The sequence below is a fragment of the Hydrogenovibrio kuenenii DSM 12350 genome, from assembly GCF_000526715.1.
In the GTDB taxonomy this organism is placed as follows: Bacteria; Pseudomonadota; Gammaproteobacteria; order Thiomicrospirales; family Thiomicrospiraceae; genus Hydrogenovibrio; species Hydrogenovibrio kuenenii.
In genome coordinates this window covers 698,348-712,199 of sequence record NZ_JAGP01000001.1, presented here as the reverse complement: position 1 = coordinate 712,199, position 13,852 = coordinate 698,348, and the positions used below count along the sequence as shown (strand labels likewise).

11 protein-coding genes are annotated in these 13,852 nt (G+C 41.6%); all 11 read right to left on the bottom strand.

From position 1 onward, the window contains the following. Positions 1 to 22 precede the first annotated feature (22 nt). Positions 23 to 1,228, bottom strand: coding sequence for a bifunctional glutamate N-acetyltransferase/amino-acid acetyltransferase ArgJ (gene argJ, locus N745_RS0103280; protein ID WP_024850710.1), 1,206 nt, complete (start codon positions 1,226 to 1,228; stop codon positions 23 to 25). 83 nt (positions 1,229 to 1,311) lie between these two features. Next, positions 1,312 to 4,053: a preprotein translocase subunit SecA gene (secA, locus tag N745_RS0103275; RefSeq protein WP_024850709.1), complete on the bottom strand. Its 2,742-nt coding sequence runs from the start codon at positions 4,051 to 4,053 to the stop codon at positions 1,312 to 1,314. Between the two features lie 219 nt (positions 4,054 to 4,272). Continuing rightward, entirely contained in the window at positions 4,273 to 5,193 is a 921-nt protein-coding gene (gene lpxC, locus N745_RS0103270; RefSeq protein WP_024850708.1) for a UDP-3-O-acyl-N-acetylglucosamine deacetylase, read from the bottom strand. Positions 5,194 to 5,304: 111 nt separating this feature from the next. Further along, positions 5,305 to 6,561, bottom strand: coding sequence for a cell division protein FtsA (gene ftsA, locus N745_RS0103265; RefSeq protein ID WP_024850707.1), 1,257 nt, complete (start codon positions 6,559 to 6,561; stop codon positions 5,305 to 5,307). A gap of 73 nt (positions 6,562 to 6,634) precedes the next feature. After that, a complete protein-coding gene (locus N745_RS0103260) occupies positions 6,635 to 7,345 on the bottom strand; it encodes a cell division protein FtsQ/DivIB (RefSeq protein WP_024850706.1) in 711 nt (236 codons plus the stop codon). A gap of 24 nt (positions 7,346 to 7,369) precedes the next feature. Beyond that, positions 7,370 to 8,314: a D-alanine--D-alanine ligase gene (locus N745_RS0103255; RefSeq protein WP_038070592.1), complete on the bottom strand. Its 945-nt coding sequence runs from the start codon at positions 8,312 to 8,314 to the stop codon at positions 7,370 to 7,372. 2 nt (positions 8,315 to 8,316) lie between these two features. Then, complete coding sequence (gene murC / locus N745_RS0103250; RefSeq protein WP_024850704.1) at positions 8,317 to 9,702, bottom strand: UDP-N-acetylmuramate--L-alanine ligase; 1,386 nt, start codon at positions 9,700 to 9,702, stop codon at positions 8,317 to 8,319. Between the two features lie 135 nt (positions 9,703 to 9,837). Next, the gene (locus N745_RS0103245) at positions 9,838 to 10,164 is read right to left on the bottom strand and encodes a hypothetical protein (RefSeq protein ID WP_024850703.1); all 327 of its coding nucleotides are present in this window, start codon (positions 10,162 to 10,164) and stop codon (positions 9,838 to 9,840) included. A 294-nt stretch (positions 10,165 to 10,458) separates the two neighbouring features. Further along, positions 10,459 to 11,676 carry an aminotransferase class V-fold PLP-dependent enzyme gene (locus N745_RS0103235; RefSeq protein ID WP_024850701.1) on the bottom strand — a complete coding sequence of 406 codons (1,218 nt, stop codon included), beginning with the start codon at positions 11,674 to 11,676 and terminating at the stop codon, positions 10,459 to 10,461. Positions 11,677 to 11,719: 43 nt separating this feature from the next. Further along, entirely contained in the window at positions 11,720 to 13,027 is a 1,308-nt protein-coding gene (gene sufD, locus N745_RS0103230; protein ID WP_024850700.1) for a Fe-S cluster assembly protein SufD, read from the bottom strand. 5 nt (positions 13,028 to 13,032) lie between these two features. Then, on the bottom strand, positions 13,033 to 13,806 hold the full coding sequence (sufC, locus tag N745_RS0103225; protein WP_024850699.1) for a Fe-S cluster assembly ATPase SufC: 774 nt from the start codon (positions 13,804 to 13,806) through the stop codon (positions 13,033 to 13,035). Positions 13,807 to 13,852 lie beyond the last annotated feature (46 nt).

The window sequence follows — 13,852 nt, the reverse complement described above, 5'->3', positions numbered from 1 at the left end:
TAAGCTTTAATGGTCGATACTGTTAAGTACGGTACTCTGCGTTTATCTTAACGTAGTCATAAGAAAAATCGGTTGTCCAGACCACTTCGCCTGCTTCACCACGGTTCAGAATAATTTTAATATTAATATCCGTTTCATTCATAACAGCCTGTCCAGCTTCTTCCGTATAAGAATCCGCTCTACCACCATTTTCCACCAACAGAACATCACCTAGATAAATTTGGATAGCATCAATATCAAAGTTCTCAACACCAGCACGCCCGACAGCAGCCAAAATACGTCCCCAGTTTGGATCTGAAGCAAATAATGCTGTCTTAACCAGTGGTGACAAAGCAACGGCATGAGCAACCTTTAAGGCTTCTTCTGAAGAACGTGCGTTCTCCACTTCAACCGCCACAAACTTAGTTGCCCCTTCCCCATCGCGCACAATTTTTTGCGCCAATGTCATCATGCAATGATTCAGTGCGTTCGCAAATTCTTGATACGCCATAGAGTGACTATCTTCAATTGTTGGCATATCCGCTTGCTGTGTTGCCGTCAAAGTGCAAGCATCATTGGTAGAGGTATCTCCATCCACAGTAATACGGTTAAACGAAAGGTTTACTGCATCCGTCATAGCTTGCTGCAAACACTCACGCGTGATTTTCGCATCAGTAGCTACAAAGCCAAGCATTGTTGCCATATTTGGGTGAATCATCCCTGAGCCTTTAGAAATACCCGTTAAGGTAATTTCGTGACCTTGGATAGAGACTTTTTCGCTATAGATTTTTTCAACCGTATCGGTCGTCATAATGCCTTTCATTGCATCTGACCAACCGTCGATTTTTAAATTAGCGGCTGCCATAGGAATCGCTTGTTGAACTTTTTGCATCGGCAAGTTTTGACCAATAACCCCTGTAGAAAAAGGCAAAACTTCATCGGCAGAACACCCTAACTCATTTGCAACCCATGCACAGGTTTGCTCGGCATCCATCATGCCTTGCTTACCGGTTCCTGCATTGGCATTACCACTATTAATCACCAAAGCTTTTGGCGCTTTAACAGCAAGGTGGCGTTTTGCTAAAGTCACAGGTGCGGCACAAAATGCATTTTGAGTAAAGGTCGCCACCGTAACGGCCGCGTCGTTAAACTGCAACAACACAAAATCTTCTGCGCCCGATTTTTTGATTTTGGCGCAGGTTGTTCCCAAATAAACACCTTGTACAGGGTGAGCAGTATTTGTATTCATAACAAGTTCCTAAACTAAAAAAGCCCACCGTACAAAACAAGTGGGCTTTATTTTTTGCTGTTAAACCAAAATAATAGCGGTAATTAACTCAGTTTTCCACAGCATTGTTTATATTTTTTACCCGAGCCACATGGACAAGGATCATTACGCCCAACTTTAGGTGCTTCGCGTCTAAAGGTAGTTTCTTCAGCTGATTCACTATCTTGTGCTTCATCTGCTTGCGTAGCGCCCATCACACCAGAAATTGACTGCGCTGCTGGATGATTTGCTTCAAGCTGTTGTGGGCGTTCATCTTTCTGTTGCTTTTCATAAGCATCCACATCATCAGAACCATGGATTTGTACTAAAGATAAAGTTTGAACTGTATCGTACATAACTGCATTCAAAAACGCTTCAAACATTTCTGCTGAAGTTGAACGATACTCTTGGAATGGATCTTTCTGTGCAAACCCTTTTAAATGAATCCAACGACGTAAATAATCCATTTCATTTAAGTGTTCACGCCATTGCTGGTCAATGGTTCGCAGCAACACTTCTTTTTCAAAGTGATGACGAGTTTCTTCATCAATCACCTGCATTTTTGCATCATAAAGCGTTTTCGCTTCTGCAATAACTTTATCGCGTAACTTTTCTTCATACAGAGATTTATCATCAGAAACCCATTGTGCAACAGGTAAATCAAGTGCAAAATCTTCTTTTAGAGCGTTTTCAAAACCTTCAATATCCCACTGTTCTTCAAGGCTTCCCGGTGGAATAAAACTTGCCATCAAAGATTCAAGCACGTTTTCACGCAATGAATCGATGACTTCTGAAACATCATCTTCTTCCATTAACTCATTACGCTGCGCGTAAACAACTTTGCGTTGTTCATTGGAGATGTTATCGAACTTCAAAAGGTTTGCACGTTCATCCTGATGCATACGCTCAACTTGCTTTTGCGCACGCTCGATAGATTTGGTCACCATGTTGTGTTCAATCGCTTCATCCGACTTCATGCCCAAACGGCGCATCATGTTTTTGACTTTTTCTGATGCAAAACGACGCATTAGGTCATCATCTAATGACAAATAAAAGCGTGTAACCCCAGGATCACCTTGACGACCAGAACGACCTCTAAGCTGATTATCAATACGTCTAGATTCGTGACGTTCAGAACCAATGACCATCAACCCACCGGCATCTAAAACTTGTTGGTGACGAACTTTCCATGCCGCTTTAACTTCAGCAACCTTTTCTTCATTTGGGCTTTCTAATCCCGCCAATTCTGCTTCAAGGTTCCCCCCCAAAACAATATCCGTTCCTCGACCCGCCATGTTGGTTGCAATAGTAATTGCACCTGGACGACCTGCTTCTGCAATGATCCCGGCTTCGCGTTGATGCTGTTTTGCGTTCAATACATTGTGAGGAATATTTTCTCCACTCAACAACTCTGATAACACTTCTGACATCTCGATAGAAGCTGTCCCGACCAATATAGGTTGTTGTGTTGCGTGAACTTCTTTAATGTCACGAACGATCGATGCAAATTTACCTTCAATATCCAAAAATACCAGATCAGGTAAATCATTTCGTGTAGGTGGAATATTGGTTGGAATAACCACAACTTCCAACGAGTAGGTAGATAAAAACTCACCCGCTTCGGTATCAGCTGTACCGGTCATACCTGACAATTTCTCATACTGACGGAAGTAATTTTGAAAGGTAATAGATGCGTAAGTTTGGCTTTCTGCTTGGATTTGCACACCTTCTTTAGCTTCTACGGCTTGGTGCAAACCATCGCCCCAGCGGCGACCTTGCATTTTACGCCCCGTGAATTCATCGATAATGACAACTTCATTGCCTTCAATAATATAATCACGGTTTTTTTCAAATAACAGGTTTGCTCGCAAAGCCGCATTGATATGACGCATTAGCGTAATATGCTCAGCATCATACAAAGATTCATTTTCACCAATCATGCCTATCTCAGCCAGCATAGCTTCAATTTTAGAGTGCCCTTCATCTGTTAAATGAACTTGTTTAGACTTTTCGTCTATGGTGAAGTCACCCGTTGAAGTTTTGGTTTCTTTGTCTTCTTCACCTTGTTCAAGATGAGCAATTAAAGGATTGATTTGCTGATAAAGTGCCGACTTATCTTCAGCAGGGCCGGAAATAATCAGTGGCGTTCGCGCTTCATCGATAAGAATGGAATCCACCTCATCGACAATTGCAAAATTCTGCTTACGCATTACACGCTCTTCAGTTTGAATCGCCATGTTGTCACGTAAGTAATCAAAACCAAATTCATTATTGGTTCCGTAAGTGATATCACAGGCATAAGCGGCTTGCTTTTGCTCACTGTCCTGGCCAGACAAAATCACGCCTGTAGTCAAACCAAGGAAACCGTATAACTGTCCCATCTGCTCTGCATCTCGCGAAGCAAGATAGTCGTTTACGGTAATAACGTGAACACCTTGTCCAGAAAGCGCATTCAGGTAAGCGGGCAAGGTTGCAACCAATGTCTTCCCTTCACCAGTACGCATTTCCGCGATATTACCCTCATGCAATACCATTCCACCGATCAACTGTACGTCATAGTGACGCAGCCCAAGAACTCGCTTTCCAGCCTCTCTAACCACCGCAAAAGCTTCCGGTAAGATATGTTCAAGACTTTCACCAGCTGCAATTCGCTCTTTAAAGGCTTGCTGCTTAGCTTTTAGCTGCTCATCTGATAGTTCGGAAACTTCTGATTCAAGAGCATTAATCTGCTGCACTTTCTTATAGTATTTTTTAAGTAAACGGTCATTCCGGCTGCCAAAAATTTTGGTGAAAAAAGACAAATCCATTCGTAATAGCGTCCAAGGTTTTAAGCGTTAAATTATGTTTAAATCATTTTATATCAAGCCTGTGACCAAGCCCGGTTCATCTAAACACGCTAAAGTTTCAATAAGATTAAAAATGAGGCTTATTCTAGCATAAGTCCATGCTAAAAATGATGAGATAATCTTGAGAAGTAACAAGAGGTTAACCTAGAAGCTAACCCCATGATTCAATAGAAAATGGTTCTACAATAAAACTTTTGAACTGCCATATTCTATTGGCGGTTCTTTGCCAAGATAATCGGCTATTTCATAAGCGTCTGGATCAGCCATTAAAGCGCGTAATAACTGGTTATTCAAAGCATGACCTGATTTGTGGGCGGTAAACTCGCCAACGATAGGGTGACCTGCCATAAACAAATCGCCCACAGCATCGAGAATTTTGTGACGAACGAATTCATCTTTATCTCGTAAGCCTTCTAAATTCATGACGCCGTTTTCATCCAAACCGATTGCGTTATGCAGCCCGGCACCCAGACCAAGGTTTTGTGCTCGAAGTTTTTCCATATCTTTCATAAAACCAAAAGTACGAGCACGACTGACTTCTTTAAAATAAGATGTGGAAGAGAAGTCTAATGTCATTTTTTCCGCTGTCTGTTCAAATGCAGGATGATCGAACTCTATAGAGAAGTTTAGACGATATCCTTCATAAGGACTGAACTCAGCAACACCGCCCTTATCATTCTCGACACGAATATGTTTCAGCACACGAATAAACTTTTTGGGCGCATCTTGAAACTCAATACCAGCAGCCTGCAATAAAAAGATAAAGTGTGACGCACTACCATCCATAATAGGCACTTCATCCGAATCAATATCGATATAGACATTATCAATTCCAATTCCGGCTAAGGCAGACATCAAATGTTCTATAGTCGCAATCTTAACAAGCCCCTGCTCAACATCTTTAACAATTGTCGTGCAAAGCGTGGTTTCTTGAACCAAATTCGGCGAAATAGGAAACTCAACAACGGGAGAAGTATCAATACGGCGGAAAACGATCCCTGTATTTGCAGGAGCAGGTTTAAGGGTCATCAATGCTTCATGTCCAGTATGAAGCCCAACACCTCTTGCTTTGATAGGGTTTGCTAAAGTTTTTTGTTTCACGCCTTTATTCGCTCCTGATTGGGCAGCATTTTAATGATAAATAAAAGGCGAATTTTAACACACTGAACAAGTAAGGATTTCAATAAATAAACAGGATTTTTACACAAAAATTTAAAAGCTGTTACTAAACCAGTTTTTCATTTTTTCTAAAATGGTCTCTTCACTCATCTGCTGTTTGCGGGCAGATACATTAGTATGTTGAGAGAAAGTCTGGTGTTCTTTAGCATAAAGCAACAAACCAACTGTTGTTGCAAATGCAGGACTAGAAACCTCATCTTTCAGGCCACTGACTCCCATTGGTACACCAAGCCTAACTGGCATATGAAAAACTTCTTCCGCCAATTCAACCGCGCCTTCAACCTTGGAACTACCTCCGGTTAAAACAATACCTGCTGCGATTTTGTTTTCGAAGTTAGTACGACGTAATTCAGCTTGAATCAATTGAAACAATTCTTCATAACGAGGCTCAATGACTTCAACCAAAGTGTTTCTTGACAAACAACGTGCAGGACGATCACCTACCGAAGGGACTTCAATTTCTTCATCTTGATCAATTAACTGAGGTAATGCACAAGCGTATTGGCGTTTGATTTGTTCTGCAGCTGGTGTTGGCGTACGCAATGCAACCGCAATATCATTAGTAACTTGGTCACCAGCGACAGGAATAACCGCAGTATGTCGAATAGCACCGTTTTGGAAAACAGCAATATCCGTAGTACCGCCACCAATATCTACCAAACAAACCCCTAGCTCTTTTTCATCTTCTGACAAAACTGCTTCGGCGGAAGCCAACTGTTCTAAAATCAAGTTATCAACAGTTAAAGAGCATTTTTCAACGCACTTGGTAATATTTTGTGCCGCACTAACAGAGCCTGTCACCATATGGACTTTGGCTTCTAAACGAACGCCAGACATTCCAATCGGTTCACGAATGCCACCTTGGTTATCAATCATGAACTCTTGCGGCAAAATATGAAGTATTTGCTGGTCACCTGGAATAGCAATGGTCTGTGCAGCATCGATAACTCGTTGCACATCCTGCTCCTGGACTTCTTGGTTACTGATCGCCACCATGCCATTTGAATTAAAGCTATTGATATGACTACCCGCAATACCAACTGAAACCGAGTTGACTTGAATACCCGACATGCGTTCAGCTTCATCAATGGCTCTTTGAATCGACTCAACAGTCGAATCAATATTGACCACAACCCCTTTTTTAAGGCCTTTAGATGGGTGAGTTCCCATCCCTATCACTTCTATTTTGCCATCATCTTTTACTTTACCAACGATTGCAGCGATTTTTGAAGTGCCGATATCCAGCCCGATCACAATGTTTGAATGAGAAGTAGGTTGCTTTTTTGCCATTTACATCAATACCTTTAGGTCCAGTCTAATTGCATAAGCCAAGGTAAAAACTCTTAACCTTTTTTGCAAAGTATCAAGAATCTGTTTTGTCCGTTTTTTGCGTTTCAGAAATTCGCTTGATCGCGAAACCATTACTATAGCGCAAATCATACAGACGTGCATTTTTTCTTAGCGCTTCTTTTATTTGTGGATAAGCTCTAATAAAACGTTTTAGTTTATGTTTCCAATCAGTTTCATCCAGCTCAACTTGCGGATGTTTAACAAAGTGAATTTGCCAGACATTATCCGCATTCTTAACAAGTTTGGAAATTGTCCAGCCAAGTTTATTGAATGCCCCCTGAAATACCACCAAATCCTTTAATAACTGTTGTGATTTGCCATCATCACCATCTAATTCCACTAGATTTTGGAAGGAGGCTATATTCGTTGGGTAAAAAATGTCACCATTTTTATTCAATAAACCATCTTTGCCCCAGCGGACAACCGGTTTCTGCTCTTCTATGGAAATATCAATTTGACCAGGCCATCTGCGCGTTACCGTTGCATGGTACACCCAATCTAATTGAACAATTTTTGCGTGCAAACTGTCCAAATCAAGGCGCCAAAAAGATTGACCTAAATAAGGTTTTACCACCTTATCAACCTGAGATGTTTCAACTTTTTTCAGATGCGTTTCTATTTGATAATTTTTCAAAACGCGATTGGGTGAAAATATTATCCAACCAAGCGCACTAATCAAAAGCACCAATAAAACAACAGTAGAAACAAGCTTTTTATTTAACATCTAGTATCGTTTCTCAGTGCTTATTTACGAAGATTCATGTCGGTTCATGGTCAAAGCCAAAAGCCTGACAACCAATTCTTCAAAACTAATACCTTGAACTCTTGCTGCCATAGGCACCAAGCTATGATCCGTCATTCCAGGCACCGTATTCAATTCAATCAACCAAACCTGATTATTCGAATCCATCATAAGGTCTACACGCCCCCAATCTCTTGCACCAGCAACATCAAATGCTTTTAAACACAAAGCTTGTATCGCTTTTTCTTGCTGCTCTGGTAAATTGGTCGGGCAAAGATATTGTGTATCATTTGACAAGTATTTAGCTTCATAATCATAGAAAGAATGTGACGTTTTCAATTCAATCAAAGGCAAGGCTTCACCATCCAAAATTGAACAGGTGAACTCTCGTCCGGTCACCCAACGTTCAATCAAAACTTCATGGTCAAACTCTTGGGCATAGCCTACTGCCTCAATCAGTTCCTCTAATGAATCAACTTTACGCATGCCAATACTAGAACCTTCATGGCATGGCTTAACAATCACAGGAAATGGTAATGAGAAGCCTATGGAATCAAACGGCTGCGTTTTAGAAACTCTTACAAATTCAGGTGTCGGTAACCCAGCACCTTGCCAGAGCCATTTGGTACGAAGCTTGTCCATTGTTAAAGCGGAAGCTCCTTGTTCACTACCAGTGTAAGGCACATCCAAAGCATCAAGTACTGCTTGGATACCACCATCTTCTCCCCAACGACCATGCACTACATTAAAAACACGGTCATAATGCTTGGCAATATCCAACAATTGTTCAACTGTTACAACATCAACTCCCTCAGCATCGACGCCTTTAGCAACAAGCGCGTTCAAAACTGCCTTACCGCTCCTTAAAGAAACCTCTCTCTCTGCTGCTGTACCACCCATCAATACGGCGACTTTGCCAAGAGCCTTAACATCGATTTGCTTGTTGGACATGCTTATGCTCCCAATTCCTTCCAATCTTTTGAAATTTGTCCTACATCACCAGCGCCCATTACCAGAACAATATCGCCCTCATTCAGTAAGTTCGGCATCACTTCATCCAGTTGCTGGCGGTCTTCAATATGCACACTTTCTTTGCGGCCCAAAAGTCTTAACGACTGCAACAACGACTTGGAATCAAACGCTGTCAACGCTGTTTCACCTGCTGCATAAACATCCATCAACACCAGTAGATCTGGCTCCATCAACACCTGTACAAAATCATCAAACAAATCTCTTGTACGCGAATAGCGATGTGGTTGAAACACCAAGACCAACCGTTTATCGGGAAAAGCTTCTCTAGCTGTATTTAAAGTAGCTGCAAGTTCTGTTGGGTGATGTCCGTAATCATCCACAAGAGTAACCAGCTGATTACCAATCATTCGATTGGGATAAACCTCGAAGCGTCGTCCAACACCACCAAAATCAGACAAGCCGATTTGAATATTTTCTACCGAAACGTCTAACTCCAATGCAATGGAAATAGCTGCCAATGCGTTCAAAATATTGTGCCTACCAGGCTGATTTAAAGTTACATTAAATGAAGGTAAATCTTCTGTTTCAACGGTGAACTGCATTTGCAGCCCTTTCGCTTTAACATTACTGGCTCGTACATCTGCAGCTTCAGAAAAACCATATGTGTAAATTTTACGGGAAAGCTTTGGAATGATTTTTTGTATATTCTCGTCATCAATGCAGAGCACAGCCATACCATAAAAGGGTAAACGATGAATAAACTCAATAAAGGTGTTTTCTAACTGCTGATAATCCCCTTGATACGTTTCCATATGATCTTCATCAATATTGGTAACGACCGACATCATGGGAGAAAGGTGTAAGAAGGAGGCATCGGACTCATCAGCCTCGGCAATCAAGTATTGACTCGATCCCAAACGCGCATTGGCATCCACCTGATTTAATTTACCACCAATAACAAATGTCGGATCTAGTCCGCCTTGCGTTAAGATTGCAGCGACTAAACTTGTCGTCGTCGTTTTACCATGTGTTCCTGCGATGGCGATACCAAAACGCATTCTCATCAGTTCCGCCAGCATCGCAGCACGAGGAATCACTGGAATGCGCATTTCTCGAGCGTAACTAACTTCTGGATTTTCTTTGTCAATTGCCGTTGAAACCACAACTACATCACTGGTTTTAACATAGCTGGCATCATGACCAATTTGAACTTGAGCGCCTAAAGACTTTAAACGCGTAATGGTGATATTTTCTCTAATATCGGAACCGGATACTTCGTATCCTAGGTTAAGGCATACTTCAGCAATGCCTGCCATGCCGACACCACCGATGCCGACAAAATGAATTTGCTTGACGTAATCTTTCATAAATTTGGGTAGAATCTCGCCCAGTACAGGCACAGCCTGTTTGAGTTGTTTATCTGTGTTTTCTATTTAGGTTTTATATTTTCGTTATATGATAACTAAAACGCGAGCAAAGCATAGATGAAAATTTAATCTGAATTAATGAAGTAAGTGTATTGAATCAACTTCTTTCATTGCATTTTCTTCTGGCGAGGAAACTGGTTCAGGAATAACCCAATAATATTGCGCCAAAATAGCCGCTAATTCAGAAGGTTGTGTCAATGGGCTCACTATCTCAAAATGCGTTAGGGTTGGCGTACTGATATAGCCTTTTTGTTCAGCGTCAGCTACCCATTGAAGAATCTGTTCTGCTGCATCACCTAATATTTTCTGCTCATTCGGATTCCAAAAAACTACGCAAGGATCAAAACGACTATCCGGTAATGGAATACATTCCAAGCGAATCCAATCTAAAGAAGCAGTCATAACCCAGCCACTTCAGTTGGAACAAGTCACAAAAGACAAAGGGAGAAGTAGAATTTCCATAACTTGCGGGAAGATTAATCCCAGAGGAAAAACGATCAGAACAAAAATCAAGAATACTTTTTGATAAGTTTCCAAACCTGCCCAAGCAGATTTGAACTTGCTAGACAAATTTTCCGTCTGCTCTGCCATATCACACCCCATAAAACTTCTTTTATATTTTTATGGATTAATCATACTCCAAACAGACTTAATCGTCCAAACATCAGAATAACTACACGTTACAAAGCAACGTTATTAAAGCAGCATATCCTTAGCTTCTATGATTGCAGCAACCAGTCTATCAATATCATCAAAGTTATTATAAACACCAAAAGACGCGCGGACTGTAGCAGGTACATTGAAATGTTGCATTACCGGCATTGCACAGTGATGACTAGCGCGTACGGCAATACCATCTTGATCCATTAAAGTGGCCATGTCATGCGGATGTGCACCATCAACAATAAAGGAAATCACACCACCTTTATGCTCGGCTTCACCAATAATGCGCAGCCCTTCAATCGTTTTAAGCTTTTCTGTGGCATAGACAAGCAACTGATTTTCGTAGTCAGCAATGGCATCTTGTCCAATAGACAGCATAAAATCCACCGCAGCACCTAAAGCAATACCACCAGCAATATGAGGGGTACCTGCTTCAAACTTATAAGGCAAAACGTTGTATTCGGTTTTCTCAAAGGTCACAGAATAAATCATATCGCCGCCCCCTTGATACGGAGGCATCACTTCAAGCAATTCCTCTTTACCATATAAAACGCCAATCCCTGTTGGACCATACATTTTATGTGCAGAAAACGCATAGAAATCGCAACCGATATCCTGCACATCTACCTTCATATGCGGAACCGCTTGAGCACCGTCAACCAAAACTTTTGCACCCACTTTATGGGCTAATGCAGTCATTTCTTTTACTGGATTAATGGAACCCAATGCATTTGACATATGGGTAATCGAAAGGAGTTTAGTTCGCTCGGACAACAAACTTTCCAAAGCATTTAAACAGACTTCACCATTTTGGTTAATACGAAGCACAGTCAAACGAATACCCAATTCATCTCGCAACAGCTGCCAAGGCACGATGTTAGAGTGATGCTCCATCTCCGTGATAATGACTTCATCACCAGGATTTAAATTTACGCGCCCCCAGCTTGCAGCTACTAAATTAATCGCCTCAGTTGTGCCTCGCACAAATACCACTTCCTTAGTTGAAGCGGCATTAATAAAGCCTCTAATTTTCTCGCGTGCGCCTTCATAAGCTTCCGTTGCTCTTTCACTTAAACCGTATACACCACGATGCACATTGGCATTTTCCATGGTGTAGTAATTGGTAATCGCATCAATCACTTCTTGCGGTTTTTGGGAAGTTGCACCACTGTCCAAGTAAACCAAAGGTTGACCATTTTCGGTTTGTTTTAGAATTGGAAAACGTTGACGAATCTCTGAAAAGTCGTTCATTAAGTTACTCATAAAAAGGGATATTTCCGAAAATAGGGCAAAGTCAGGCCAAAAGCTTGCTGATGCGCTGCGACAACCAGTTTCGAATGGCATCATTCGAAACAGCATCCAAAGGTTCTAGTAAGAAAGCCTTGGTAATCAGTTGCATTGCATCTTGCTTACGAATACCACGTGCCTGACAATAGAACACTTGGTTTTCATCAATCTGACCAGATGCACAACCGTGCGAACACTTCACATCATCAGCATAGATTTCCAACTGAGGCTTGGTATCCATCTTAGCCTTATTGGACAGCAGTAGATTTTTGTTATCCATCTGACCATCAGTTTTTTGAGCATCTTTTGCAACATAAATCATACCGTTGAACACGCCTCTGGCTTGTTCATCCAACACAAACTTATGCAATTGTTGGCTGGTGCAATGTGAAACCAAGTGTTGGGTATCAGTACGCGAATCAATAATCTGATTACCTTTAGCAAAAGCAATGCTACTTTGTGACGAGTCAGCATGCTCTCCGCACAGACTAACGTAATTTTGATGACGAGACACTTCGGCACCCAAACCGACATAAAGTGAATTGAATACAGAAGATGCTTGCTGGCGAATATGTTGTGCATTGAAGTAAAAATCATTGTCATTCAAATCCTGAACAACATATTGTTTGCAAATCGCGTTTGCGGCTAAATCCATCTGCATCACACCGTTTATACAAACAGGTCCACCAGTTAATGCAATCACTTGTTGAATCAACGTCACTTGTGCGTTCTCTTCAACCTCAACAGCCAAGCTCAAGGTTGCCAAGTGCTTTGGCTGAGTTTGCACATAAACCAATTCGATTGGTGTTTCTATCGCTGCACCTTTCTTTACACGGATTTTGGTTCGCGTTTCCGCCAATAAATCATGTAGCAATTCAAATGCACGATCCGAGTTTGCCAAATCCGCATTGGTAATTTCATTATTTTCGAGTGTTAAGCCGGCTGGAAGGCTTTCAACATCACAAGATAAATCTGATGAAAAAACACCATCTACCCAAACAAAACGATAGGTTTCAAACTCCGGCAACAACCCTTCAAGCTGGCTCGCTTCAAGCTTACCCCAGCCTGGCAGATTTTGTTCAAATGCAATCTGCATCCAGGCGTTTAATGAAGTGTACTGCCAATCCTCATCACGACGCACAGGCAAGCCAAGCGTTTGAAATTTTTTCTGCGCTTCCAAACGTTTTGCAGACAGCATTTGATTCTGCGTCTTGGCATTCAACGTTTGAGACAAGCCAACATAGTGCTCAATCGCCTTTTGCGCGACAGGGCTCTGCTTTCTTGGTTTAATTTGGTTTTCAGTTACGGCTGCCATAGATATTATCCAGCCAACTCTGCTTCATGAGATTGAATAATCGCATCATAACCATGATCTTCAAGCTCATGTACCAACTCAAAACCACCGGATTTAACGATCTTCCCGTCATACAATACATGAACGAAATCAGGCTTGATGTAATCCAGCAAGCGTTGATAATGCGTTACTACGATAAAACTTCTATCAGGGCTACGTAGTGTATTCACGCCATTGGCAACCACTTTTAAGGCATCGATATCCAAGCCGGAGTCAGTTTCATCCATAATGCAAAGCTTAGGTTCCAACAACGACATTTGGTAAATATCATTACGCTTTTTCTCACCACCCGAAAAGCCAACATTCACAGAACGCTCAAGCATATCTTTACTCATGCCCATCAATTTCATTTTGTCCTGTGCATATTCGTCAAAGTCGAACATATCCAACGCAGGCAACCCCTTCTCTTCACGAATGGCATTCAATGCAGTTTGCATAAATAGCTTATTACTCACACCTGGAATTTCAACAGGGTACTGAAATGCTAAAAACAATCCTTTACGTGCACGTTCTTCGGCATCCATTTCCAGCAAATCTTCACCATCAAAATCAACCGCCCCTTCGGTAACTTCATAGTCTTCACGACCTGCTAATACGCTAGATAAAGTACTTTTACCCGCACCGTTTGGCCCCATAATCGCATGAACCTCACCCGGGTTAACTTGCAGGTTTAATCCCTTCAGAATTTGCTTGCCATCTTCGGCGACTGCCGCTTTTAAATTTTTAACGTTAAGTAGCATGTTTTTTAACCCTATTCGGTCGCACTAAAATATGCAGGACGACCAT

Coding starts and splice junctions, on each gene's coding strand:
- argJ (WP_024850710.1), bottom strand. CDS start 1,228: ATGAATACAAATACTGCTCACCCTGTACAAGGTGTTTATTTGGGAACA.
- secA (WP_024850709.1), bottom strand. CDS start 4,053: ATGGATTTGTCTTTTTTCACCAAAATTTTTGGCAGCCGGAATGACCGT.
- ftsA (WP_024850707.1), bottom strand. CDS start 6,561: ATGGCAAAAAAGCAACCTACTTCTCATTCAAACATTGTGATCGGGCTG.
- N745_RS0103260 (WP_024850706.1), bottom strand. CDS start 7,345: ATGTTAAATAAAAAGCTTGTTTCTACTGTTGTTTTATTGGTGCTTTTG.
- N745_RS0103255 (WP_038070592.1), bottom strand. CDS start 8,314: ATGTCCAACAAGCAAATCGATGTTAAGGCTCTTGGCAAAGTCGCCGTA.
- murC (WP_024850704.1), bottom strand. CDS start 9,702: ATGAAAGATTACGTCAAGCAAATTCATTTTGTCGGCATCGGTGGTGTC.
- N745_RS0103245 (WP_024850703.1), bottom strand. CDS start 10,164: ATGACTGCTTCTTTAGATTGGATTCGCTTGGAATGTATTCCATTACCG.
- N745_RS0103235 (WP_024850701.1), bottom strand. CDS start 11,676: ATGAACGACTTTTCAGAGATTCGTCAACGTTTTCCAATTCTAAAACAA.
- sufD (WP_024850700.1), bottom strand. CDS start 13,027: ATGGCAGCCGTAACTGAAAACCAAATTAAACCAAGAAAGCAGAGCCCT.
- sufC (WP_024850699.1), bottom strand. CDS start 13,806: ATGCTACTTAACGTTAAAAATTTAAAAGCGGCAGTCGCCGAAGATGGC.